Annotated in this window: 18 protein-coding genes and 1 pseudogene; 11 read left to right on the forward strand and 8 right to left on the reverse strand. The window is 67.6% G+C overall.

The genetic code is table 11. The annotated features are described in order from the left end of the window. The first annotated feature begins 225 nt into the window (after positions 1 to 225). The 9 genes from araB (at position 226) to SS2_RS16710 (ending at position 13099) form a co-directional block, all read left to right on the forward strand. Positions 226 to 1962: a ribulokinase gene (araB, locus tag SS2_RS16670; protein ID WP_066466207.1), complete on the forward strand. Its 1737-nt coding sequence runs from the start codon at positions 226 to 228 to the stop codon at positions 1960 to 1962. Further along, a complete protein-coding gene (locus tag SS2_RS16675; RefSeq protein ID WP_066466209.1) occupies positions 1959 to 2654 on the forward strand; it encodes an L-ribulose-5-phosphate 4-epimerase in 696 nt (231 codons plus the stop codon). Before araB ends, SS2_RS16675 begins: the two co-directional genes overlap by 4 nt. A 111-nt stretch (positions 2655 to 2765) precedes the next feature. Beyond that, positions 2766 to 4274, forward strand: a complete 1509-nt coding sequence (gene araA, locus SS2_RS16680; RefSeq protein ID WP_066466211.1) for an L-arabinose isomerase — start codon at positions 2766 to 2768, stop codon at positions 4272 to 4274. Between the two features lie 183 nt (positions 4275 to 4457). Then, positions 4458 to 5528, forward strand: a complete 1071-nt coding sequence (locus tag SS2_RS16685; RefSeq protein WP_066466213.1) for a glycoside hydrolase family 43 protein — start codon at positions 4458 to 4460, stop codon at positions 5526 to 5528. A gap of 187 nt (positions 5529 to 5715) precedes the next feature. Further along, a complete protein-coding gene (locus SS2_RS16690; protein WP_066466215.1) occupies positions 5716 to 6690 on the forward strand; it encodes an ABC transporter substrate-binding protein in 975 nt (324 codons plus the stop codon). A 152-nt stretch (positions 6691 to 6842) separates the two neighbouring features. Then, positions 6843 to 8411 (forward strand): sugar ABC transporter ATP-binding protein, encoded by a 1569-nt coding sequence (locus SS2_RS16695; protein WP_066466228.1) that lies wholly within the window; start codon positions 6843 to 6845, stop codon positions 8409 to 8411. Next, on the forward strand, positions 8408 to 9508 hold the full coding sequence (locus SS2_RS16700; RefSeq protein ID WP_083942385.1) for an ABC transporter permease: 1101 nt from the start codon (positions 8408 to 8410) through the stop codon (positions 9506 to 9508). The genes SS2_RS16695 and SS2_RS16700 overlap by 4 nt, the downstream gene beginning before the upstream one ends. Continuing rightward, positions 9508 to 10587: an ABC transporter permease subunit gene (locus SS2_RS16705; protein WP_083942386.1), complete on the forward strand. Its 1080-nt coding sequence runs from the start codon at positions 9508 to 9510 to the stop codon at positions 10585 to 10587. The genes SS2_RS16700 and SS2_RS16705 overlap by 1 nt, the downstream gene beginning before the upstream one ends. A gap of 148 nt (positions 10588 to 10735) precedes the next feature. After that, a complete protein-coding gene (locus tag SS2_RS16710) occupies positions 10736 to 13099 on the forward strand; it encodes an alpha-L-arabinofuranosidase family protein (RefSeq protein ID WP_066466216.1) in 2364 nt (787 codons plus the stop codon). A 1304-nt stretch (positions 13100 to 14403) separates the two neighbouring features. Here SS2_RS16710 and SS2_RS16720 read toward each other — a convergent pair. After that, positions 14404 to 14949 (reverse strand): hypothetical protein, encoded by a 546-nt coding sequence (locus SS2_RS16720; protein WP_157607410.1) that lies wholly within the window; start codon positions 14947 to 14949, stop codon positions 14404 to 14406. Between the two features lie 157 nt (positions 14950 to 15106). Between SS2_RS16720 and SS2_RS16725 the strand changes: the two genes are divergently transcribed. Then, complete coding sequence (locus SS2_RS16725; RefSeq protein WP_066466220.1) at positions 15107 to 15442, forward strand: histone-like nucleoid-structuring protein Lsr2; 336 nt, start codon at positions 15107 to 15109, stop codon at positions 15440 to 15442. A gap of 154 nt (positions 15443 to 15596) precedes the next feature. Here the strand turns inward: SS2_RS16725 and SS2_RS17510 are convergent, their stop codons facing one another. After that, on the reverse strand, positions 15597 to 16076 hold the full coding sequence (locus SS2_RS17510) for a hypothetical protein (protein ID WP_157607411.1): 480 nt from the start codon (positions 16074 to 16076) through the stop codon (positions 15597 to 15599). Positions 16077 to 16086: 10 nt separating this feature from the next. Further along, entirely contained in the window at positions 16087 to 16536 is a 450-nt protein-coding gene (locus tag SS2_RS17515) for a hypothetical protein (RefSeq protein ID WP_157607412.1), read from the reverse strand. An 846-nt stretch (positions 16537 to 17382) separates the two neighbouring features. Here SS2_RS17515 and SS2_RS17520 point away from each other — a divergent pair. Next, a complete protein-coding gene (locus tag SS2_RS17520; RefSeq protein WP_157607413.1) occupies positions 17383 to 17916 on the forward strand; it encodes a hypothetical protein in 534 nt (177 codons plus the stop codon). 81 nt (positions 17917 to 17997) lie between these two features. Here SS2_RS17520 and SS2_RS16735 read toward each other — a convergent pair whose 3' ends face one another. The 5 genes and pseudogenes from SS2_RS16735 to SS2_RS17230 form a co-directional block, all read right to left on the reverse strand. Further along, positions 17998 to 18438 (reverse strand): hypothetical protein, encoded by a 441-nt coding sequence (locus SS2_RS16735; RefSeq protein ID WP_066466223.1) that lies wholly within the window; start codon positions 18436 to 18438, stop codon positions 17998 to 18000. Beyond that, positions 18435 to 18644: a type II toxin-antitoxin system HicA family toxin gene (locus SS2_RS18295; RefSeq protein WP_083942388.1), complete on the reverse strand. Its 210-nt coding sequence runs from the start codon at positions 18642 to 18644 to the stop codon at positions 18435 to 18437. Before SS2_RS18295 ends, SS2_RS16735 begins: the two co-directional genes overlap by 4 nt. Before the next feature lie 51 nt (positions 18645 to 18695). Beyond that, positions 18696 to 22337, reverse strand: a complete 3642-nt coding sequence (gene mobF, locus SS2_RS16740; protein WP_066466225.1) for a MobF family relaxase — start codon at positions 22335 to 22337, stop codon at positions 18696 to 18698. 156 nt (positions 22338 to 22493) lie between these two features. Beyond that, entirely contained in the window at positions 22494 to 22790 is a 297-nt protein-coding gene (locus tag SS2_RS16745; protein WP_066466227.1) for a hypothetical protein, read from the reverse strand. A 906-nt stretch (positions 22791 to 23696) separates the two neighbouring features. Continuing rightward, positions 23697 to 23999 (reverse strand): annotated as a pseudogene (locus SS2_RS17230) (IS3 family transposase); the annotation flags it as partial. Between the last annotated feature and the right edge of the window lie 209 nt (positions 24000 to 24208).

A 24208-nucleotide genomic window follows, 5' to 3' on the forward strand; every position in this document is an offset into this window, starting at 1 on the left:
TGGGAGGGTGGGGTGTGGGGGAGATCGGTCGTTGGGTGTGGGGGTAGGGAGGGTCTTGCATCATGAGAATGTGAACGTTAACATTATGGAGTCGTCGCGTCCGGCGACTCCCAGATCGGCGGACGCGATGGCGCCCACGCAGGGCGATGTCGCCCTCGGTCTCGCACCGTCCGCCTGGGATTGTCCACAGATCACCTGCAAGACCTAGTAGCAATGGGGCTTCGAATGACTGACCCGCAGCGCGCCCTCGTCGTCGGCGTCGACTATGGAACTCTGTCCGGCCGTGCCGTGATCGTGCGTGTGCACGACGGCGCCGAGCTCGGCACCGGGGTGCACGAGTACCCGCACGCCGTCATGGACCACGTCCTGACTGCCGGACCGGCCTCGACCAGCGGATCTCCGGTGCCCCTGGCTCCGGAGTGGGCGCTGCAGGTGCCGGCCGACTACATCGACGTCCTCAAGGTCGCCGTGCCCGCCGCGATCGCGCAGGCGCAGGCCGAGCACGGCATCGACGTCAACGACATCATCGGCATCGGCACGGACTTCACTGCCTGCACCATGGTCCCCACGACCACCGACGGCACGCCGCTGTGCGAGCTCGACGGCTTCGGCGACCGCCCGCACGCCTACGTCAAGCTGTGGAAGCACCACGCCGCCCAGGGCCAGGCAGACCGGATCAACGAGCTGGCGCACGCCCGCGGCGAAGAGTGGATCTCACGCTACGGCGGCCTCATCTCCTCCGAGTGGGAGTTCGCCAAGGGCCTGCAGATCCTCGAGGAGGACCGCGAGGTCTACGACCGCATCGATCACTGGGTCGAGGCAGCGGACTGGATCGTCTGGCAGCTCGGCGGCGCGTACGTGCGCAACGCCTGCACCGCCGGCTACAAGGGCATCTACCAGGACGGGGAGTACCCCTCCGCCGACTTCCTCGGTGCGCTCAACCCGGACTTCGCCACCTTCGTCGAGGACAAGGTCGCTCACGAGATCGGCCAGCTCGGCGCCGTCGCCGGTCACCTGACCGCCGAGGCAGCCGCCTGGACCGGGCTCCCCGAGGGCATCGCCGTCGCCGTGGGCAACGTCGACGCGCACGTCACCGCTCCGGCAGCGAACGCCGTCGAGCCCGGCCAGATGACCGCGATCATGGGTACCTCGACCTGCCACGTGATGAACGGCAACGAGCTGCACGAGGTCCCCGGGATGTGCGGCGTCGTCGACGGCGGCATCGTCGAGGGGCTGTGGGGCTACGAGGCCGGCCAGTCCGGCGTGGGAGACATCTTCGGTTGGTTCGTGAACTCCGCGGTCCCGCCTGCCTATGTCGACGCCGCGGCCGCCGCGGGCGTGTCCGTGCACCAGCACCTGACCGAGCTGGCCCGCACGCAGCAGATCGGCGAGCACGGCCTGGTCGCGCTCGACTGGCACTCGGGCAACCGTTCGGTCCTCGTTGACCACGAGCTGTCCGGGATCGTCGTCGGGCAGACGCTCGCGACGAAGCCGGAGGACACCTACCGCGCGCTGCTGGAGGCCACGGCCTTCGGCACCCGCACCATCGTCGAGGCATTCAACAGCTCCGGCGTCCCGGTGACCGAGCTCGTCGTGGCTGGCGGTCTGCTCAAGAACACCCTGCTCATGCAGATCTACGCCGACGTCACGCGCCTGCCGCTGTCCACGATCGCCTCGGACCAGGGGCCCGCCCTCGGCTCGGCCATCCACGCAGCCGTGGCCGCCGGTGCCTACGCCGACGTCCGTGAGGCCGCGAAGGTCATGGGCAAGCGCACGGTCGCCGCGTACACCCCCATCGAGGAGAACGCCGTCCGTTACGACGCGCTCTTCGCCGAGTACACGCTGCTGCACGACTACTTCGGTCGTGGGGCGAACGAGGTCATGCACCGCCTCAAGGCCATCCGCCGCGAGGCCAAGGCCGACGTCACCGCTGGTGCAGTGGCCACCGGAGCCCTGGCATGAGCGCCGTGACCGGGTTGTCCGCCTACACCGCGGAGGTCCAGGCCGAGATCGCCGAGGTCCGCGAGACCGTCGCGCGCCTGCACGCCGAGCTGCCCCGCTGGGAGCTCGTCGTGTGGACCGCGGGCAACGTGTCCCAACGCCTGACGTCCGCGCCGCTCTTCGTCATCAAGCCCTCGGGCGTGACCTACGACGAGCTCACGGCGGAGTCCATGGTCGTCTGCGACCTCGACGGCAATCTCGTCGACGGCACGCGCAACCCGTCCTCGGACACCGCGGCGCACGCCTACGTCTACCGGAACATGGACCGGGTGGGCGGCGTGGTGCACACGCACTCCACCTATGCCACCGCCTGGGCCGCACGGGCCGAGCCTGTCCCGTGCGTGCTGACGATGATGGCCGACGAGTTCGGCGGAGACGTGCCGGTCGGTCCCTTCGCTCTGATCGGGGACGACTCGATCGGCAAGGGCATCGTGGACACCCTCTCCACCAGCCGCTCGCCGGCGGTCCTCATGCGCAACCACGGCCCGTTCACCATCGGCAAGAACGCCAAGGCGGCCGTCAAGGCTGCGGTCATGGTCGAGGAGGTGGCACGCACCGTGCACATCTCCCGCCAGCTGGGGGAGCCCACGCGCATCCCTCAGGAGCAGATCGACTCGCTCTACGACCGCTACCAGAACGTCTACGGCCGGTAGCTCCACCGGCACGCCGCCACCGGCGCCGCCACAGCGGACACGCTCGCAGCACCAGCAGCACCCATCCCCCCCCAGGCCCTCGCGGCCTCACCAGTCATCAAAGGACACATCATGAAGAACCCCTTCGAAGGAAAAGAGATCTGGTTCCTCACCGGGTCGCAGGGCCTCTACGGCGAGGAGACGCTCCTCCAGGTGGCCGCGCAGTCGCAGACCATCGCCGAGGCGATCGACGCCGCGGGCGAGGTGCCCATCAAGGTCGTGTGGAAGCCGGTCCTCAAGGACTCCGAGTCGATCAAGGCGCTCGCCCTGGCCGCCAACGCGGACGAGAACTGCATCGGCCTCATCGCCTGGATGCACACCTTCTCCCCGGCGAAGATGTGGATCCGGGGCCTCGACGCCCTGGACACCCCGCTGCTGCACCTGCACACCCAGGCCAACGTCGAGCTGCCGTGGGCTGACATCAACATGGACTTCATGAACCTCAACCAGGCCGCCCACGGTGACCGGGAGTTCGGGTACATCCAGACGCGCATGGGCGTGCCGCGCAAGACCGTCGTCGGGCACGTGTCCAACCCGACCGTCATCGCGAGCATCGCGACGTGGACGCGCGCAGCCGCCGGATTCGACGCCGTGCGCAACCTGCGCCTGGCCCGTTTCGGTGACAACATGCGCAACGTCGCGGTCACCGAGGGTGACAAGACCGAGGCGGAGATCAGCCTCGGCGTCTCGGTCAACACCTGGGGGGTCAACGACCTCGTCGCCGCGGTCGACGCCGTCGAGGAGTCCGTCATCGACGCGCTCGTCGCCGAGTACGAGGAGCTCTACGACGTCGCCGAGGAGCTGCGCGTGGGCGGCGCTCGTCACGAGTCGCTGCGCTACGGCGCCCGCCAGGAGGCCGGCCTGCGCTCCTTCCTGGAGGCCGGTGACTTCGGTGCCTTCACCACCAACTTCGAGGACCTCGGCGAGCTGCGCCAGCTCCCCGGGCTCGCCGTGCAGCGCCTCATGGCCGAGGGCTACGGCTTCGGTGCTGAGGGTGACTGGAAGACCGCCATTCTCGTGCGTGCCGCCAAGGTCATGGGCTACGGCCTGCCCGGTGGCGCCTCGCTCATGGAGGACTACACCTACGACCTCACCCCCGGCGACGAGAAGATCCTCGGCGCCCACATGCTCGAGGTCTGCCCTTCGCTGACCACCTCCAAGCCCAGCCTGGAGATCCACGAGCTCGGCATCGGTGGCAAGGAGGACCCGGTCCGCCTGGTCTTCAACACCGACGCCGGCCCCGCCGTCGTGGTGGCCATGTCAGACATGCGCGAGCGTTTCCGCCTCACCGTCAACGTCGTCGACGTCATCGAGCCGGACCACGAGCTGCCGAACCTGCCCGTGGCCCGTGCCGTGTGGAAGCCGCAGCCGAACTTCGCGACCTCCGCCGAGGCGTGGCTGCTGGCCGGCGCCGCGCACCACACGGTGATGAGCACCGCCGTCGGGCTGGAGGCCTTCCAGGACTTCTCCGACATGGCCCGCACCGAGCTGGTCACGATCGACGAGAAGACCGAGGCGCGCCAGTTTGCCCAAGAGCTGCGCTGGAACCAGGCGTACTACCGCCTGGCGCAGGGCTTCTGAGACAGGTCCGTCACCGGTCACCTGTGACCGGTTGACGGACCGCCTCGCCTCCGCGAAAGGCGAGGCACAACAGCGAGGGCGCAGCGAGAGCTGCGCCCTCGCTGTTCGCGTCTGGGGACAGGCGGGACGGGCGGTCGCTACGATCGGCGTTCTGCCGCACACCGACGTCACGACAGGACAGCCATGAGCGCACCCGCCGGATTCCTCTTCGCCTACTTCACCGGTGAGCACCTGCCCGACGGCGAGCAGGTGCGGTTCGCGGTGAGCCGCGGGGACTCTCCGCTGGTCTGGGACGAGCTCGACGGCGGCCGCCCGATCCTCACGTCGACGCTGGGTCAGGGTGGTGTCCGCGACCCTTTCCTGGTCCGTGACCCGATCGGCGGAGGGTTCTTCCTCGTCGCAACCGACCTGCGCATCCACCCTCACCACGACTGGATGACCTGCCAGCGCACCGGCAGCCGGTCCATCGTCGTCTGGCAGTCGCCTGACCTCGTCACCTGGAGCGAGCCGTGGCTCGCGGAGGTGGCGGGCCCGGAGGCGGGCAACGTCTGGGCGCCCGAGGTGACCTGGCACGAGGAGTCAGGCAGCTTCGCGGTCTACTGGGCCTCCATGCTCTACCCGGAGGGCGACCCCGAGCACACGGGGGACAGCTACAACCGGATGCTGTTGGCCAGGACGCGCGACTTCCGCACCTTCACCCCGGCCAGCGTCTGGGTGGACCCCGGACACTCGGTGATCGACTCGACCGTGATCGAGCACGACGGCGTCTTCTACCGCTTCAGCAAGGACGAGCGGGACGTCGCCCGCGATGCGGTGGGCACGGTGGGGGCGGTGGGGACAGCGGGGGTGGCGGTGGGGACCGAGCCCGCGACTGATCCCACGACTGATCCAGCGACGCCGCTGGGCAAGTCCGTCCTGCTCGAGCGGAGCGCGGACCTGCTGAGCACGCAGTGGGAGTACCTGGTGGGAGGCATCGGCATCCATCCCGACCCAGCCGTGGGGATCCGCCGCGGGGAGGGGCCGTGCGTGGTGAAGTCCCTGACCGAGGAGCGCTGGTACCTGTTCATCGACGAGTACGGCGAGCGCGGATACCTGCCCTTCGAGTCCACGGACCTGGCCACCGGACCGTGGACGCTGTGCGCGGAGGCCCGGCTGCCGGCCGACCCGCGGCACGGCTCGATCCTGGCGATCACGGCCGCCGAGCGTGACCTGCTGCTTCGCCGGTTCGGCGACGCCGGGGCTTCTGTGCAGTAGGGGTGGGACGTCGACTACGTCCGGTCTCGGCGCTCTCCGCCGAACTTTCCGTTACGAAACAGTTACCGCAAAGACGAGAGATGTTGAGAGTGTGAGCGCTAACATTCAGGACAAGGGAGACCATCGGAGGTCTTCGACCCGAGCTTGACGTCGAGGATGACGGCCAGGCACGTCTCAAGGAGGAGATATGACCATGTCATTCAAGCGCGGAGTAGTCAGCGCCATCGCAGCGCTCTCGCTGCTGTCCCTCGCCGCCTGCGGCTCCGACGGCAAGGCCGAGGGAGACGGCGGCTCCGGCGGCGACGGCACCATCAAGGTCGGCTTCTCCCAGCTGGGCGCCGAGAGCGGATGGCGCACCGCGAACACCGAGTCCATCAAGGCCAACCTCACGGCCGAGAACGGCATCAACCTCACCTTCGTCGACGCGCAGCAGAAGCAGGAGAACCAGATCAAGGCCCTGCGCGACTTCATCGACCAGGACGTCGACGTCATCGCCTTCTCCCCGGTCATCGAGACCGGCTGGGACGAGGTGCTCCAGGACATCAAGGACGCCGGCATCCCGGTGGTCCTGGTGGACCGCACGGTCGACACGACCGTCGAGGACCCCTTCGTGACCTGGATCGGCGCGGACTTCACCGCCGAGGGCGTCACGGCAGGGGAGTGGGTCAAGGAGAACCACCCCGACGCCAAGATCTTCGAGCTGCAGGGCACCATGGGCTCCGGTGCGCAGGCCAACCGTCAGGACGGCTTCCGATCGGTCATCGGTGACAACGTCATCGGTGAGGCCTCGGGCAACTTCACCCGCACCGAGGGCAAGGCGGCCGTCGAGGCTGCTCTTCAGGCCTACCCGGACCTCGACCTGATCTTCGCCCACAACGACGACATGGGCCTGGGGGCCATCGAGGCCATCGAGGCCGCGGGCAAGGTCCCCGGCCAGGACATCCAGATCGTCACGGTCGACGGTGTCCACGACGGCCTCGTCGCGCTCCTCGAGGGCAAGTTCAACTACGTCGTCGAGTGCAACCCGGCCTTCGGTGACCAGCTCCTCGAGCTCATCAAGCAGGTCGCTGCCGGCGAGGACGTCGAGAAGTCCACCATCGTGGTGGACGAGGCCTTCGACCAGACCATCACGCAAGAGGTCATCGACGGTCGTTCCTTCTGACCGCAGGACCGAGCTGAGCTGAACCGCAGGGTGCGGGCGGGTCCATGGGCCCGCCCGCACAGTGGCAGCGGCTGCTCAGCGTGGTGCGCACGACCCGCACCTGGTGGCAGTACGCACAGCGAGTCCAGCAGCGAGCAGCAGGAAAGGCCAAGATGTCACAGGCAGCAGCCCCAGCCGCGTCTCCCGTCGTGGAGATGACCGGCATCACCATCGCGTTCCCCGGGGTCAAGGCCCTCGACGGCGTCGACTTCACGCTCTATCCCGGTGAGGTCCACGCCCTCATGGGTGAGAACGGTGCCGGGAAGTCCACCCTCATCAAGGCGCTCACCGGGGTGTACCAGATCGACTCCGGCCGCATCCTGGTCTCCGGGGTGGAGGAGTCCTTCAGCGGCCCGAACGCCGCCCAGAAGGCCGGCATCAGCACGGTGTACCAAGAGGTCAACCTGTGCTCCAACCTGTCCGTCGCTGAGAACGTCATGCTCGGGCACGAGCCCCGCACCGGCCCGTTCATCAACTGGCGCGCGATGCGCGCCGAGGCCGCCCGGTACCTGGAGAAGCTCGGCCTGGGCATCGATCCCGCCTCGATGCTGTCCGCACACTCGATCGCCGTGCAGCAGCTGTGTGCGATCGCCCGCTCGACGGTGGTCGAGGCCAAGGTCCTCATCCTCGACGAGCCGACCTCGAGCCTGCAGAAGGCCGAGGTCGACGAGCTCTTCGCCGTCATCCGCAGCCTGCGCGACCGAGGCGTCGCGGTGCTGTTCGTCTCCCACTTCCTCGACCAGATCTACGAGATCTCCGACCGGCTCACGGTGCTGCGCAACGGCGCGCTGGTCGGCAGCTATCTCACCGCCGAGATGCCCCGCTTCGAGCTCATCTCGAAGATGATCGGGCGCTCGGGCGAGGAGCTCGCGAGCATCGAAGAGGGTGCCCGGTCGGTGGCTCGGGTGTCCAAGGACGGCGACGTCCATGCGCTCTCCGCGATCGGCATCGGCAAGAGCGGTCAGATCCAGCCCTACGACCTCGCGCTCTACCCCGGTGAGATCGTCGGGCTGGCCGGCCTGCTCGGCTCCGGCCGGACCGAGGCAGCACGGCTGCTCGTCGGCGCCGACAAGCCCGACCACGGGGAGGTCCAGCTGGACGGCCGGACCGTCAAGCTCTCCGACCCTCTCGTGGCGCTCAAGCACGGCATCGCCTACTCCTCCGAGGACCGCAAGAAGGAAGGCATCATCGGGGACCTGACGGTGCGCGAGAACATCGCGCTGGCCGTCCAGACGATCCGAGGCATGTGGCGCCCGGTCCCACGGCGAGAGCTCGACGCGCTGGTCGAGAAGTACATGACCGCGCTCAACATCTACCCGGCCAACCCGAACATGCTCATCAAGAACCTCTCGGGTGGGAACCAGCAGAAGGTCCTGCTGGCCCGCTGGCTGGCGACCGCCCCACGGATCCTCGTGCTCGACGAACCGACTCGCGGCATCGACGTCGGCGCCAAGGCCGAGATCCAGAAGCTCGTCGCGGACCTGGCAGGCGAGGGCATGTCCGTCGTCTTCATCTCCTCGGAGTTCGAAGAGGTCCTGCGGGTGAGCCAGCGGATCGAGATCCTGCGCGACCGGGTGCTGGTCGAGCAGATCCAGAACGGACCCGACGTCACCACCGACACCATCCTCGCGAGCATCGCCGCAGGCCACAGCATCACAGAGACCGAAGGGAGCGCGGCATGAGCAATGACGTGCTTGTCCGTGACACCGCCGCCGCGCGTCCGGCGACGACCGGGCGCGACCGGCTGCAGCAGGTGGTCCACCACCGGTTGTTCTGGCCGGTCGTGGCGCTCGTCGCGCTCCTCCTCGCCTGCGGCGTGCGGAGCCCGGGCTTCCTGAGCATCAGCGTGCAGGACGGTCACCTCTTCGGCCAGATCATCGACATCCTGCGTTTCAGCGCGACCCCGCTGCTGCTCGCGCTGGGCATGGCGCTGGTCATCGCGACCGGTGGGATCGACCTGTCCGTCGGAGCGGTCATGGCCATCTCCTTGGCCGTCTCCCTCACCTACCTGGACGCGTCCTCCAGCGCCGGGAGCGTCTCCACCGCCCTCGTGGCGGTGATGATCGGCCTGGCGGTCGCGGTGATCTTCGGGACCTTCAACGGTTTCCTCGTCTCCGTCCTGGGGATCCAGCCCTTCATCGCGACGATGATCCTCATGGTCGCCGGCCGCGGGATCGCCATGCTCATCACCCAGGGGCAGATCACCACCGTCACCAGCGCCCCGTTCAAGTTCATCGGGTCCGGCTTCGTGCTGGGGATCCCGACGCCGGTCGTCATCGCCGCCGTGGTGTTCGTGCTCGTGGCGCTGCTGGTGCGCAAGTCCGCTCTCGGCATGCTGCTCGAGAGCATCGGCATCAACCGGGAAGCCTCGCGGCTGGCCGGGGTGCCGTCGCGGAACATCACGTGGTTCGTCTACATCCTGTGCGGGTTGCTCGCCGGGCTGGCCGGGATCGTCTACGGCGCCCCGACCATGGCCGCCGACGCCAACAACATCGGCCTGATGAAGGAGATGGACGCCATCATGTGCGTCGTGCTCGGCGGCACGACCCTCGCAGGCGGGAAGTTCTTCCTGGGTGGCACCGTCGTCGGCGCCCTCATCCTGTCCACGATCGAGCGAGCCGTGGTGATCTTCCACATCCCCTCGCAGATCACCCCGCTGTTCAAGGCCATCGTGATCATCGCGGTGTGCGTCGCCCAGTCGCCCAGGCTGCGCGAGATGATCGGCTCCGTCCGGCTGCCCTCGCCGGCCGCGCGCAAGACCGTCGAGGAGGCAGTCTGATGTCCACGACCACAGGGACCGCGACCACCCCGGCTCCGGCGCCCGCCGGCGCCGGACCGCGCACCCCGGCGGGGGCCAAGCGAGCCCTCTCCGCACTCGGCAAGCGACTGCTCGACCGTCGCTTCCTGCCCGTCCTGGGCACCGTGCTCACCCTCGTGATCATGCTCGCGATCGGTGAGGCGCGCTACGGCGGGGAACGCAGCTTCGTCTCCGTCAAGCTCTTCTCCAACCTGCTGGTGGACAACTCCTACCTGCTGGTCCTCGCCGTCGGGATGACCTTCGTCATCCTCACCGGCGGGATCGACCTCTCGGTCGGCGCCGTCGTCGCCCTCGTCGGGCTGGTCATCGCGACCCTGCTGCCGATGGGCGTCCCGCTCCCGGTCGTGCTCATCGCCGGCGTGCTCATCGGCTCGAGCTTCGGTCTGCTCATCGGGGTGATGGTCCAGCACTTCGCGATACAACCGTTCATCGCCTCGCTGGCCGCGATGTTCCTCGCCCGCGGCCTGTGCAACGTGGTGAGCGTGCAGTCCCTGGCGATCAAGGACGAGAAGTTCGCGAGCCTGGCCTCGTGGAGCCTCAAGTTCGGCGAAGGCCGCGACATCTGGAAGATCAACCTGTCGATGATCGTCGGGCTGGTCGTGCTGGCCGTCGGGTTCTACATCCTGCACTACACGCGGTTCGGCCGGTCCGTCTACGGCATCGGGGTGGGCGACGGCGGCAACGCGATCACGCTCATGGGCCTGAACAGTGCACGCACCCAGGTGTGGGTCTACGTCATCAGCGGCACCTGCGCCGGGATCGCGGGCATCCTCTTCGCCTTCTACACCAAGTCCGGCTTCAACCTCACCGGGATCGGCATGGAGCTCGACGCCATCGCCGCGGTGGTCATCGGCGGGACGATCCTCACCGGAGGCGGCGGCTACGTCCTGGGCACCGGGATCGGAGTGCTCGTCTACGGGCTCATCCAGGTGCTCATCGCCCGCGAAGGTCTGGACTCCTGGTGGACGAAGGTCTTCATCGGCGCCGTGCTGCTGGCCTTCGTGATCCTGCAGCGCGCCATCTCCCACAAGCGCAGCTAGCGCTACCCGTTCACCGGCATCACGCCCTTCCAGCACCACTCATTCCCCCTGCATGGCGACGATTTTGTCGTGCCTCAGATCTACATCGATGTAGGTCCGTCTTGGCCAGCAGCCCTCGGCCATCAACCCCGACTGTGGCAGGAGCCCCATGAGAACGATCGACCGCACCACCCGACCCCGAGGCCGACGCGCCCTGGCCTCGACACTGGCCCTCACGCTGATGGGAGCTGCCGCCGCAGTGTCCCTCCCGGCCTCAGCGCCACCGGCCTACGCCGACGCGCTGCCCGGGGTGATCCCCGCCGACGCCTGGGTCGACGAGTTCGCCGGAACCACCCTCGACGCCCGCTGGACCGTGCATGACGCAGTCCCGGAGAACATCGCGCTCGAGGACGGGGCACTGACGATCGCCTCCCTCACCGGCGACACGTGGCAGGGCAGCAACACCGCCCGCAACATCGTGCTCGTCGACGTACCGGTGGGAGACTTCACTGCCGTCACGCAGGTGACCGCGCCGGTGAGCCAGGACTTCCAAGGCGCGGGCCTCATCGCGTGGCGGGACATCGACAACTACGTGCGACTGGGTCTCTCCCACGTCGGCTTCGCCGCTGGCGGCCCCGTCGTCGTGGAGTCGGGGACAGAGACGGCTGCGGTCTACGGCTCGTCATTCGTGCCCCGTCCCGGTTCGACGTCTGAGACCCTGCGCATACAGCGGGTGGGAGACGTCATCACGACCAGCTACCTCCTTGACGACGAGTGGGTCGAGGCGTCGTCTCAGCCGGTGACCTTCTCGGTCACGCAGATCGGGGTGTACGCCCTCGCAGCGGCCGACGGCACCGGCCATCAGGCCACCTTCGACTATGTGGCCGTGGCGTCCGTCGAGGGCGCCGACGTCATCCCGCCCGAGGCGTTCACGCTGCGCAGCGTGACGGACGGTCCGTACCTGACGCTCCAGGCAGACGGGACCATCACGCTCGGGGCGACGCGCCCCACGCCCACGCTCGCCTTCGTGGCGACTGCCACCGCCGGTGGGATCACGCTGACGGACCCGACGACCGGACGGGCGCTCGTGCTCGACGGGTCAGGCCGGCTGGTGCTGGCCGGCGTCGGCACCCCCGGAACCACGCTGCGGCTGCAGGACGCGGGCGGCGGGAAGCTCCTCCTGCGCCCTGAGTCCGGAACCCAGGCCATCGGTCTGGTCGACGGAGTGCTCGCCCTCACCGACGACGCCTCGGCCACGCGTCTCGTGCTCGGCGCGGCGCCTCAGGCGTCGGCAGGCCACGCGATCACGATCGACGCCGACGGCGTCACGACGGACATCAGCGACGACCTCTACGGCATCTTCTACGAGGACATCAACCGTGCAGCCGACGGCGGGCTCTACGCCGAGCTCGTCCAGAACCGCTCCTTCGAGTACTCGACCGCCGACAACGCCGCCTACACGGGCCTCACCGCGTGGGAGACCGTTCAGCGCGGTGGCGCGTCCGTCACCCCGTCCGTCGTGACGGACGCGGAGATGCTCAACGAGAACAACCGGTTCTACCTCCACCTGCCCGTGACAGGGACCGCAGGCTCCCTCGGCGGCGTGCGGAACACGGGCTACAACTCCGGGATCGCGCTCACCGCCGGGCAGGAGTACCGCTTCTCGGTCTTCGCCCGGACCGACGCCGGCGCCACACCGTTGACCGTCCAGCTCGAGGACGTCACGGGCGCGATCGTCTACGGCTCCACCACGGTCGACGTGGCCGGCGACGCGTGGACCCGGTACGAGGCGACGCTCACAGCCACCACGACGACCTCGGTCGCGCGCCTCGCGGTGCTCGCTCAGGGCTCGGGCGACGTGCGCCTGGACATGGTCTCCCTCTTCCCGGTGGAGACGTACAAGGGCCGCGAGAACGGCATGCGCAAGGACCTCGCCGAGATGATGGAGGCCATGGACCCGCAGTTCCTGCGCTTCCCGGGCGGATGCGTGACCAACGTCGGAACCTTCGACGCCTACGGAGCACCGAACTACGACCGCAAGCGGACCTACCGGTGGAAGGAGACCGTCGGCCCCGTCGAGGAACGACCGACGAACTACAACTTCTGGGGCTACAACCAGTCCTACGGGCTCGGCTACTTCGAGTACTTCCAGCTCGCCGAGGACCTCGGCGCCACCCCGCTGCCCGTCGTCAGCGTCGGCGTGAACGGGTGCGGCGGCCCGGCGCCGCTCACCGACAAGGACGCTCTCGCCGAGTGGGTCCAGGACACCCTGGACCTCATCGAGTTCGCCAACGGGGCCGCGACCACGCGATGGGGCGCGGTCCGGGCCGAGATGGGCCACCCCGAACCCTTCGGCCTCGAGTACATCGGTCTGGGCAACGAAGAGGTCCAGCGCGAGTTCTTCGACAACTACCCGCTCTTCTCCGACGCGATCAAGGCCGCAGGTGGAAGCGTCCACCGTCCGCGAGATAGACCGCCCACGGCAACTCAGGCTGGCCCGCGCTCACGCGACGAATCGACGTGTAGGCGTTGAGCACCTGGCCGTATGCGTCCGCCACAGCCACGCGCACAGTGGCCCGCGGACTCATCGCAGCAGTGAGACCCCACGCCGACACGCCGATATCAGCGGGCATGGGGATGGCGGTGTCTATACACGTGGGTATGATTGCTCCTATCGATGGCACACCGAAGGGTGTACCGATCAGAGCGAGTCACCTCGGGCCTGGCAGCATGAGGGTGATTCGCTAGGGATTAGAGGCCCGCCCCGCAAGGGGCGGGCCTTCTCTCGTTCTCGGGGTCTACGCGCTCTGTTTGTGCATCACTCCCCGAGGAGACAACAGAGATCCCTGAGCGCCCTGCGCAGGGACAGGCGGTGCATGCTCGGGCATGCCAAGCCCCTCAGCCAAAATCATGGCGATGAAATCGCTGTAGGACATGCCTAGCGCCTCCGCGCGCCTGCGGACCTCGTCACCAACAGGGCGCGGGGGACGCGAGATGAACTGATCGCGATCACCCTTGTGAGCGCGACCGGGACGACCTCGAGTTTCAGCCATGTCCAAGATCAAACCAGACGTCGAATCAGATTCACGGGACGCGCGACCGCGTGTCGCTCTGATCTGCGAACGTATCCAACCGGCGCCGCTGAACCCGCCGCCGAGGGCGTGACTCGCACCCTCGGCTGCGGCCGCCCGCGCCACTGGCAGGGCGAGACTTCTTCGCAGCGCGATGACGTTCCGGCGCACCGCACGGCAGACTGAGACAGGGACGGGACTGCTCCGCTGACCAACCTCACCTCGACGCCCGGCGCCGGCGTCAGCCGTGCCAGAAAAAGGCGCGGGCAAGGTTCGCCATTGAGTTCAGCGCCTCGACGATGAAGAGTCGCTGGGCACGGTCCCCCGCGACGCCCAACCGATCAATACCAGGGTGGCGAGGAAGCAGAACCCAGGAAACACAGGGCTCCTCCAGCAATGGAGCTCATGTCGTTCATCAGAATCCAATCGTCTAGCGGACATGTCCCCCCTAGGCATCGACCCCAAGGAACGGCGACGCCGTGACCCTCCACATGTGCGGCACTTCGCGCCGGCGCGTGATGACCGGGCAACCTCAGCAACCAACGCCGGTCCTGAGGCCTACGATCAGCTAGTCATCCACCTCGAAGCTCCTGCCCACCGCATGCCGCCCGACGAGAGCGGCATGCACCACCAAGCTGGTCCCGTGCTCCAGGCCTCCGCAGACACCTACGACCTCGCCCTGCAGGCGCTCGACCAGCAGATGCCCGACGGCCATCGCCTCACCTGAAGACCAGGAGTAGGACAGCCGCACTCGGATCAGCCGCGACTACTTGGACAAGAGCATGTTGGCGTACGGCGTCCCATCAATCACAGCCGCCGCGCCACTCAAGACAATACCCACCGCAATGAGAAAGCCGAGCATTCCAAACACAAGGCCCCACGCGTTAGATTTCCAGAGCAGGTAGGGCATCCAGGCCGCCACCATGACTAGTGCGCACATCAAGAGCGCACCAGCGGCGATGTAGCGGGCCGAATTCTCCAAGTTGTCAGGCAAGTAGAAGATCGACTGCCAGGCAGCGTAGGCGGTGAGAATCAGCGCCAGGATTGTCCAGCTTCCCACCTTGAACAACCGCTTCGGGGTTTCGCCGAGTGCGGCCAAGGCCTTGAGCTCAAGGTCGACCAGGGCGTCGATCTGATCCGCGCGCGACACGGTTAGCACTGCCCCTGCTACCGGCGCGGTCTCGGGAGGGAGCGCCCCGCGGATTTCGAGCAGCTCCCGGAGCGCCTTCCTCCGGCGAGCCGCGCCCAGGGCGTACCCACTCGTGAGAAACAGGACCAGGGCCGCCACACATGCCGTTGCAAACTGAGGCAATTCTTACTCCTTCTTCATGCACACCGGCCATCGGCGCACTGGGAAAGAATAACCTCCGCGTCGTAGACGGTCTCCCGCCAACGACCTCACCACGTGCGAACTTACCGCTCACGCATAGACTGCAAAACACAGGAGTCCGTTTCGTTGAGGAGTTTTCGTGGCACAGCGCATTGTGGTTGAACTGACATCCGACATTTCAGGGAGTGCGGCGGACGAGACCGTCACCTTCGCCGTCGATGACGTCTCTTACGAGATCGACCTGACTACCGAGGAAGCCGACCAGCTGCGCTCCGCGATGCAGCCCTACACCTCGAGCGCGCGCAAGGTCGGGCGCTCCACATCCCCCGCCGCCAGGCGCCGGCGCCGCGCCGCGCCCAGCGGCTATGACGCCGTCGCCGTACGAGCCTGGGCAGCAGCGAACGGCATCGAGGTTTCCAAGCGTGGCCGGATCTCTCAGGACGTTCTGGGGAGGTTCCGCGCAGCCAGCAACTGAGGCCAACAGTGGGCGGACGGGTTAAGCCACTCGGCCGGGACACACACGCCTTCAGGTGCTTCGATAGGTCCTTTCTGGACAGGACAAGAAAAAAGGAACGGCCCGCTCAGTTTGAGCGGGCCGTTCCTTTTAGCGATCTTGCACTGTGGGTACCCTACGGCTCTATCGAAGAGTACTGCACCTCAAACTTGCCGATGACGGTCTTCCCATCCTGGTCATAGACATCCAGGAACGTCGAGGCGGCCTTGGCTGCGCGAGCGGTTTGCGTCTTCTGCCAAGCCACGGCCTCCTTGGGGCTTGAGACGTTAGCCCCCGTGGCTGCGTCGAGCTCCGTTCGCTTGACATATCCCGGCTCGCCTTCTCGGGTCGCCACCAGCACAAGGTCGGGAGCATCCTCGGGCGAGTTCGCCTCAAGGATAGAGCCATACGTCTGTTGCGAAGCGTTCGTGGGCCAGTCCGGTGCGAGACGCTCCGGCGCTGGACCGCCCTCCACCTTAGACACACCCGCCGGCTCGTCAGCAGAAGGGCTTGGCTGCGATAGCGCGTACGCGGCCCCACCGCCAACCCCAAGCACGCTAGCCACAAGTGCCACCGCTACGATGCGGGTTGGACGCGGCATTCTGTTCTCTTTCATCAGGCCCCCTCTACGAGTTCTGTGCTGGAGAAATCGAGGTCCACCAGGCGTTGTAGGCGCTGCCGTTCCAGCTCTTTGTAACGCCCTTCGCCTGCCACGATGCCACACCCGTGGAGTGGCATCCAGTGGGGTTGTGGACCGCGTTCACCGCCAGCGCCGCTGAGTTGTAGGTGTACGTACCGGTGCACCAGAGCGCGCCGTTGCGATAGATCTGCGGCATCGCACCCACCCACCCACCCGCAACGGACTTGTTCCGAGGCGACACCAGGACGACCGAGTATGCCGAACTGCTTGATGTGTTGATCGCCGCGTGGTTGCGGTAGTCGACGCCGTTGTCGCTGTAGTAGCCATAGTCACTCAGAGCCTGTCCCGCCCAAGCGCCAGTCATGAAGCCCAGCGCGAGACCGCATCCAACGATGCCCGAAACCAGCATCGAGCCGCCAATTCTCTTTCGAAGCACTCTTGCCCCCTATGGTAGGTACCGGACATAAACCGGTAATCACGGACCATAGTCCCCAATCCATCTGATAACAAGAGGGGAAGATATTGACTCGGCTCTCGTGCGGGATATTGGTCCACTATCCCGCGCCGGCTCGAAGCCGGCCCGCGAGAACCCGCAGTACCCGGACCGCGCTGAGAACACGGCTCGACCCGTTTATCCCCCGCAGACCGAGGAGTGACCGATGCCCTCCGATCCGACGAGCTCCAGCGCTGTCGCAACGCCCCCGGCACGACGACGACACCCGGTGGCCTTGACCGCCTTCCAGGCACAGAAGGTCGCCGCGGTGGTGAGCGCCTAACTGGAGGGCAATCACCTGTACGCCGTTGCCGTCCGCGAGAGGCCGTGGATCTCCTTCAAACCGTCGCACTGGAGGCGAAAGGGATCCCATCCGACTGCGCGGCCGCGCAGTCCTGGGCGACGATTGCCGACACCCGTGACAGACCTCCGGCGCTCCGGACCCCAAGCGGGAACTGGGCTAGCCGATGGCCACCGTCACCCGCCTCGTCCCCGCCCACGCCATCACGCTGCGCGCCACAGCCGACGACCTTGCGACCAGGTCACCAACGCCCTGATCGCGGCCCTCGAGAGCCTTGGGTCGCAGGCCAGATCCCGACGCGTACGGGTTCAGGTAACTGTCTATCTAGCAGAGTAGAGAGATCTATAGGGCGATTACCTATGCGGGCGTAGAGAATGCTCGATCTTGACCCTCCCCGGTGTGACAAGGCGGTCGTCCGTTCGTGGACGTGGATGGTCTGGCGCATGTCGGTCCTAAATGTGCACCTCGAGTTGACGGAGCATGGTCGTGTGACCGAACCTCGCAGACTTGATGAGCTGCTCGTTGGTGTCAGCTTCCCGTCGACGGATCCTGTCGATCGCTTCCTGAGTAGTTGGCAGTCCTGGGTGCGCCCGGATGGGTACACCTTTGAGCTGCCTGCGAACTGGCGGGTTCGTGTTCTGGTTCTACACGCTCTTGGCGTCACCGACGACGAGCTCTCACAGTGCGTTCGCAAGGCGATGATGAGTGAGTGGCTGCAGCCGAAGGGCGCTTTTGGCTATGTGGTCACACTGGCGTTCGCTGTAGTCGCCAAGACGCACGGGATAGCCGGCGAACCTTATCCGTCCTTCTATGTCGGCGCTCCGGCAGAGCGCGACGACCGGACGGTCGACGATCCGGTCGCGTGGTTGTCGTTGTTCTCCGCGGCTGGCGGACAGGTCCGCAACTCCCAAACGGGTAGGGTCCATCGCCAGGGTTGCCGAACGCTTGAACGGGCCAATCCTAGGAATTTCGTCGCCGCGCCACACGTGGTTCCCTTCGTGGCCTGCGGTACTTGCTTCTAGACCTTGACGGCGGACGCTGAGTCTTCGGGGCCGACGGTCAGGTCTGAGCCAAGACGGCCCTTCGGTATATCGACGAACGCGCTAGTGGGTGACGGTCTGCTTGCGTCGGGCGTTCTTGAGCCTGGCGACCTCGCCGGTCACGGGTGGTGTCGGGGCGAGCAGTTGAGAGACCCGCTGGGGGGAGACCTCAAGGATGTAGGCGATGTCTGCGCCGGTGAGGCCTTCGCGTTCGAGGTCACGGGCGACGGCGCGCGACTCGGTGGCGACCTCGTGCTGCATGGCCTGCAGCGCGACGACGGCCTTGCGGGTTCCGTCGACGCGGTCGAGGATGCCGTTGGAGACCTGGGGGATGACGTTCACTTCGATCTCATCCGGGTCGACGTCGAGCATGGCCGAGATGAGGCCGCGGGCGGCGTCAGGGGCGTCCTTGAGGGTGCGGGACTGGGTGACGCCGATCCCGTCGACGGTCAGGACCCACCAGCGGCCCTCGCGGGCTGCGGTCGCGGTGTATGTGGTGCTCATTGCAACCACCCTTCCTCTAGGCACGGCATCTGCTTCTGGATACTGTTCACGACGCCCGCGGTGATCTCGCGGTGGTTGGGGACGGCGGAGGTGTGCTGTCCGCACGGGCACCTCCACACCTCGTGGCCGCCGCGGTTGCGGACCGGTTCGCACCCATGGGCGCGGAGTGCGGCTGCGACGTGGAGCCGCTTCATTGGTTTTCCCATGAGACTAACTCTAGCCCCCCTAGAGGTCAAGAATCAAGGGGGGCTAGAGAATTAGTGCAGGGTGGGGTGCGTCTCGCGCGAGGGCGCGGTGGCTGCGCCGTCGACCTGGGTGAGGGCTGGCGCCGGGGCCTTGCGGCCGCGGGCCTGCTGCACGGCTTCGAGCAGCTCGTTGGTTGCCGACCAGGCAGCGAACTTCTCCCGGTCCATCATGCTTGGGGCCGGGCCCAGGGCCGTGCCCCCCGACCAGGAGAAGCGGTCGCGGTAGATCGCCGCCGAGGCCAGGGCCTCACGCCAGGCGGGGTCGGTGCCCACCGCGCCCATGCGCTGCGCCCAGACTTCGCCGGACCAGGCCTTGCTTGCCAGGGAGGCGAGGCGGGCCTGGATGAGCGCGGCGGACTGGGTGAGCATGTCGTCGAGCGCGGGATCTCCGGCGACCAGGTTGCGGTGGGCGACCGCGTCCTTGGCTCCGGTGACGGGCGCGGTGCGGGTGCCGGCGTGTTCCAGCCGCCACAGGAGCACCCGGGCCTTGTCGTCGGCGTCGATCAGCGATCGCAGCCCGGCCATGCGCGTGAGCTCGTGGTGGACGTCGACGCCGGCTGCGTCTTGGCGGGAGATCTCCGCGGCCAGCGCGCCGTACCGGTCGCTGGTCTTCGCTGCGGTAGCCAGCTCGGGGCCGATCGCGTCGGTGAGCATCGCCGCGATGTGCTGCTGGTGGGTGGTCCCGCGTGAGTCGTGGACGACGGAGAGCAGGTGCTGACGCTCAGCGGTCAGGCGTGCGAGGGAGTGGTAGTCCTGGTGGACCTGTTCCTTGACCTCGTGGGCGGTGCGCTCCATCCCGCTGGTGGCCACGATCGCCTCCAGGGTCGATCGCCAGTCGGGTGCCTCTTCGGGGTGGATGAGGTGGTCGTGGGTGTCGTGGGCGTCGGCCTCACCGACCCAGGCGACGTTCGATTGGCGGCCGCGGGTCATCGCGACGTAGAGCAGCTCGCGGGTCAGGGAGTTCTGGGAGGGGATGGCGACGTGGCCGGCGTCGACGGTGGTGCCTTGGGCGCGGTGGGCGGTGATCGCGTAGCCGAGCTCGACGTTCTCCCGTGACCAGGAGGCTGGCAGGGTGATGGTGGCTCCGTTGTCGGAGCGCACGGCGGTCAGGGCCCCGGTCTCGGAGATCTCGGTGACGGTCATCTGGGTGCCGTTGCGCACGAAGTCACCGGCGCTGTCGCGCACGTTCCGGTCGACCTTGCGCGCCAGCACGAGATCCCCGACCCCAGCTGTGGTCCCACCGCGCAGCGGGGCGAGGGTGTCGATCGACACCTCCCCGGTGGCGCGCCGTTCCAGGGTGAACCGCTGGTTGAGGTCGGCGGCGACGGTGTTCGTCGCGGCGATGAGCACGGTGCTGCGTCCGGCGTGCTGGTCTTGGCGGGCGGCGAGGAACGCGTCCTCGAGGACCTGTTCGTCGCTGCCGTGGCGCACGCGGCCGTTGTCGATGTAGGCCGCGATGCCGGCGTCCAGACCGGAGCGCAGGTCCAGGGAGGCGGTCTTCTCCCACTCGGCCTTGAAGCGCCACACCGACGTCAGGTGGGTGGCCTGTCCGCTGCGTTCGAGCCACCCGAGCACGCCACCTGCGTCCACGGCGTCGAGCTGGGCGGGATCTCCGACCAGGAGCAGCTTGCCCCCGGCGTTCTGCACCTGGCGGGTGACCTCGGCCAGGGCGAAGGTTCCGGTCATGGATGCCTCGTCGACGATGACCAGCTGGCCGGGGGTGATCCGCCACCGGGCCGAGCGGGCCAGGGCCGCGGCGCTGGCGCGGCGGGCGCGGGCCTTGTCGCGTTCGGTGGCGGTGGGGGAGTCGAGGATCCCCTGCTGGGCGGCCAGGGTCGCACTGCGCTGGCGGGCGCCGTCCCCGACCGTCTCATGCAGCCACTTCGCCATGGTCGTCGCTTCGGCTTCCAGCTCACCGCCGAGCACGCTGGCGGCTTGGGCGGAGGTGGTCAGCCCGGTCACGCTCCCGACCCCGTACTGTTCCTCCCACAGGGCTTTCACGGCGCGCATCGTGGTGGTCTTGCCGGTGCCGGCTGGGCCGACAACCGCCGAGACGGTCCGTCCGTCGCTGAGCACCGCGGCCGCGGCGTCGAGCTGGTCGAGCGCGAACGCGAATCTGCGGTCTCTCTTCTGCTGGGAGGACAGCGCACCCAGGCGCACCGTGGCCGCGGCCCGGTCGAGGCTGGGACCGGCGCCGGTGGTCGCGGCGGCGCGCACCAGGTGCTCGGCGTCCAGGATCGACTGGTCGGTGAACACACGGGAGTGGTCGTCGTCGAAGATTGACGACCCGCGCAGCGCCAGGGAGGGATTCCCTACGGCGCCAGGGTGGAGCTGGTAGCGCCGTTCGCTGACCTCGAGGCTGGCGGTCGCGGCGGCCTGGACGACGGCGTCGATCATGACGCGCCGGTCCAGTGGTGAGGAGCACCGGACCCCGCGGGTGAGCCGTTCGGCTTCGGCGCGCAGGTTCGCCAGCGTCCACGTCGACCGGGTGCCCTTGACCTGCTCGACGACGGCCAGCGCTTGGCGCTGGGCGAAGCCGTCCAGGGTCATCGCCGCGTAGTCCAGCGCCAGGGTGGAATCCCGGGCGACGGCGGCGGTGGCGTCGACGTCGCGGTCGTGGTCGATGGTTGAGGCGACCAGGGCGTCGGCGTCGAGGCCGGCTGCCTCTGCGCGGCGTCGCCACCGGGTGCGCAGGGCTCTCAGCGGTACAGTCTCGGCGGGTTTGGGCTTGCGGGTGGCCCGCCACACGTTCTGGTGGATGCGGGCCAGGTTCTTCCCAGTGGGCGCGGTCCCGTGCTCATCCGTCCAGGCTGTCACCGCTGCGGCCAGCGCTTGGGCGATCTGGGTATGGCGTGTGCTGAACGCGGCCAGGGTCTGGGCGTCGACGCCGGCGACGTCGTGGGTGACAGCCTGAGAGGTGTGGGTGGTGGTCTCGGTGAAGGTCATCCCGAGGGAGCGGTGCAGCTCGTCCAGGAGCAGGTTCTCATGCAGCTCGCTGACGGACACCGCCGCTCGGTGCAGCGTCCGGGAGTCGATGCTGAGCCACTTACCGTCACTGACCCGCTGGACGCGGTTGGAGATGACGGCGTGGGTGTGCAGGTGCGGGTCACCTTCGCGGGAGTCCCAGTGGTTGAACCGCCCGGCGATCATTCCGCGCACCGCAACGGCCGCGACGCCGTTGGTGCCGGAGCGAGACTGGAGCACCTTGTCCTCCATGTACTCCAGGGCCGCGTCGATGGCCCGCTCGTGGGCGGCAAGGATGCGCGCCTGGGTGTCGTCGTCAGCCATCGCCCAAACGACCGAGACGGACTTGGGGATCGTGAACGTCAGGTCGAACCCGGCGACCGCGGTGGTCTTGCCGGTCCCCTGACCGCGGGGCCGGCTGCCAAGCTCGACGCCGGTGTCGGGGTGGCGGTAGTTCTTGAAGAGGTTGTCCGCGCCTTCACGACCGATGGGAGTGTCAGGGTCGATCTCGGCAGCCTGGACCCCGCGCCCCCACCAGGTGCCCGGGGGCGTGCCGCCCAGCGCGTAGTAGCTCACGAGGTCGCGGGCATGCCCGCGGCCGGGGCCGGGGCCGGCGTCACCCCTGGCGATGGTTTTGAGGAGGTAGTCGACCCCTGACCTGGCGGTCAGGCGGGTGAGGTTCATCGTCATGGGGTGGAGCTCCAAGTCATGGTGGTGGCTGGTGCGGTGACGGTTGACGGAGTGGTGGCGGTCTCCGCCACCACCGATGGCGGAAGTTGGTGGCGGTGGTGGCGGCCTGGTTGGTGGTGGAGGGCTGGTTGGTGGCAGTGGTGGCCGGTGGTTGGGTCAGTGACCGGTGCGGACATAGCGCTCCACCACCTCCCGAAGGGGACCGTCATAGCCAGCCCACCTGGCAGCCCGGAACGTGACGGCGACGTGGTGGGCGAGGGTGGTGGCGTCGGCATGGATGCCCTGTGCGGTTTCCTCGGCGAGGACTATCCGGGCGCGGGCGTCGGCCAGCTGGGTGCCCAGCTGAGAGATGGTCCCCAGGGCACGAGCCAGGTCGCGTGCGGTGCGCCGGTGCGTCCTGACGGCTTCAGCCGAGCCAGCCGCGGCAAGAGCCAGGTAGTCGCTCGAGGACATGCCGAGCGGCTGCGCCGGACCAGTGGCGAGGGTACGTGTGCGGGCGGAGGCGCGACGCTTCTTTTCACGCTCTCGGCACCGGTCGGTGCAGTAGGTGCGACGCGCCTGAGTCGGCGCTGCGCAGGAGGGACACGGATGCATTCGTGGAGTTGTAGTCACACCTGTCTATGCACCCTGCGTCGCAGTCAAATGTGACGCTAATAATGGAGAGGAGCCCCTCCCCGGTCTTCGGCGAATGCCAGAGGCGCGTGGGATTTGGTTCTGGTATTGGGGAGGCTCTGGCCTCCTTGCTTTCGGCTGGTGGTCTCGGGTGGTTCTGAGGTGCTGGGTCTGGTGGTCTCGGTGGTGTGGAGCTGGGTCGGTAGGTGCTCGTCTGTGGTGAGGGTGGGAGGTCGTTGGTAGGTCTGTTATGTGGGTTGGTGAGGGCGTCTCGGGTGTCTGGGGAGCGTGGTCTGGGAGGGCGAGAGCTTCCCTCCCAGCCCGTGCATAAGACGCGCATACGGGGGTGGCACCCGGCCGCTGGGACTGAGGGCGCGTCGTGTGTGCGGGCGGTCAGCCGGAGTCCCTCGTGCCATGTGGTCGAGTGGAGACGCGGAGCGAAAGAGTCTCAGGGCCGTCCACATGGGTGCGAGGGGACGCGTTCGGTGAGCAGCGGGTCGTCCTCGATCGCGCGCAGCGCGGTCGGTGCTCTGGTGGTGAGCTCGTCCACCTTCCACGCGCGCCGCTCGACACCCGATACCAGTCACCGCCATGGCGGTGACTGGTGAACCGCCGGTCGCGACGGTGGCTGGTGGGTGGGGTGTCGGCGACGCTCGAAGATGAAGCATCGACGACGGGCGAAAACGAGGCCACCAGACAGATTGGGTGGGTGATCGGGTCTGCTGCACGAATCGGGGACAGTTCGTCTCAGACGGCGAGTGCGACCTGAGTGGTCATGATGGCTTCGTATTCGATGGGGGTCAACCGGCCCAGGCGGGACTGGCGCCGGCGGCGGTAGGTGCGTTCGATCCAGGTGATGATCCCCAGTCTGAGTTCGGTGCGGGTGGTCCAGCGGCGCCGGCCTGGGACGTTCTTCTGCAGCAGGGAGAAGAAGCGCTCGATGGCGACATTGTCACCGGCCGAGGCGACCTGTCCCATGGATCCGACGAGGCCGTGGTGGGTGAGTTCACGTAGAAATTTCTGCGATCGAAATTGCGACCCTCGGATGGATTGCGAAGTGGATCGCTGAAGGTGGGCGCGCGATCCGCGCAGGGACCCCCGGCACCGCTTGCACCTTTCAGGCGCATCCGTTCCTTGCGTTCGAGGATGCTCTCATTTAGTGTCTTCCCAGGTGAGACGTCCTAAAAGTGCGTCCCGCTGTCCGCGCAGCAAACCGCCTGCGCTGCCCCTGTCAAACCGAGTCCAAGTGACTCGTGATC

This window comes from Sanguibacter suarezii NBRC 16159, assembly GCF_001552735.1.
In the GTDB taxonomy this organism is placed as follows: Bacteria; Actinomycetota; Actinomycetes; order Actinomycetales; family Cellulomonadaceae; genus Sanguibacter; species Sanguibacter suarezii.